General features: G+C 64.0%; 1 protein-coding gene and 1 rRNA gene. Both read right to left on the reverse strand.

What is annotated here, in order from left to right; genetic code table 11:
- Positions 1-67 (reverse strand): 16S ribosomal RNA (locus ACPC54_RS42070); the annotation flags it as partial.
- A 654-nt stretch (positions 68-721) separates the two neighbouring features.
- Positions 722-1,340, reverse strand: a 619-nt coding sequence (gene proC / locus ACPC54_RS42075; RefSeq protein ID WP_498973034.1) for a pyrroline-5-carboxylate reductase, incomplete at its 5' end; no start/stop codon positions are given.

The following is a 1,340-nucleotide window of genomic DNA, read 5'->3' on the forward strand; positions in this document are numbered from 1 at the left end:
GTTCGACTTGCATGTGTTAAGCACGCCGCCAGCGTTCGTCCTGAGCCAGGATCAAACTCTCCGTGAATGTTTACTCGGCCGAAAAATATTTCAGCCGGTGAACACACTGAAGAGCGGAACAGTCGGAGGAATAGTCCGACCGTTCACAGCGTCCTCGCTGTGTTTATTTCAAAGGAACCACGTCCCGGTCATGATGACCGGAGACGGGGTATCAACATATCTGGCGTTGACTTTTGGCACGCTGTTGAGTTCTCAAGGAACGGTCGCTTCCTTTGTACTCACCCTCTCGGGCTTTCCTCCGGGCTTCCCTTCGTGTTTCCGACTCTATCAGATCTTTTCTCGATCCGATTTCCTCGGTGCTTTCCAGGTTCTCGCTCTCGCGTTTCCCTTTCCGGCGGTTCCGACTCTATCAGATCCTTTCGGCGTCTGACCCCCAGTCAGCGGGGCTTGTCTTCCCGGCCGTTGGGCCGTTCCGACGAGTGAGACATTAGCGGATTCCCGGCTCCCGAGCTAATCGGGGGGCCTCGTTCTTTCGAACGCGGATTCCTCATTTCGCAAATACGCACACCAAAGTGTTCGACGCCGAGGCATCGGAATGGGTGGTGCTCACGGAATGGCTGTCCGGGGACCGACCGGAGTCGGCGCTCACGTCGGACAACTCGGAGTACCTTACGGATCGCCCCGAGGTGTGTCAACCACCGGCCGGTCCCTCCCGGCCAGGTCAGTCCTTCGTGCCGGAGGCCAGCTCGCGGCTGCGGTCCCGGGCGGCTTCCAGGGCGGCGATGAGGGCCGCGCGGACACCGTGATTCTCCAGCTCGCGGATGGCGTTGATCGTCGTACCGGCGGGAGAGGTGACGTTCTCCCGGAGCTTCACCGGGTGCTCGCCGCTGTCGCGGAGCATCACGGCGGCGCCGATGGCGGACTGCACGATGAGCTCGTGGGCCTTGTCCCGGGGCAGGCCGAGGAGGATGCCGGCGTCGGTCATGGCCTCGACCAGGTAGAAGAAGTACGCCGGGCCGGAGCCGGAGAGCGCGGTGCAGGCGTCCTGCTGGCCCTCGGGCACACGGAGCGTCTTGCCGACGGCACCGAAGATGTCCTCGGCGATGGCCAGATGCTCCTGGGTGGCGTGGGTGCCCGGGGAGATGACGGACATGGCCTCGTCGACGAGGGCCGGGGTGTTCGTCATGACGCGGACCACCGGGGTGCCCTTGGCGAGGCGCTCCTCCAGGAAGGCGGTCGGGATGCCCGCGGCGCCGCTGATGACCAGGCGGTCGGCGGGGACGTGCGGGGCCAGTTCGTCCAGCAGGGCGCCCATGTCCTGCGGCTTGACCGTGAGGATC

Source organism: Kitasatospora sp. NPDC094028 (assembly GCF_049543595.1).
In the GTDB taxonomy this organism is placed as follows: Bacteria; Actinomycetota; Actinomycetes; order Streptomycetales; family Streptomycetaceae; genus Kitasatospora.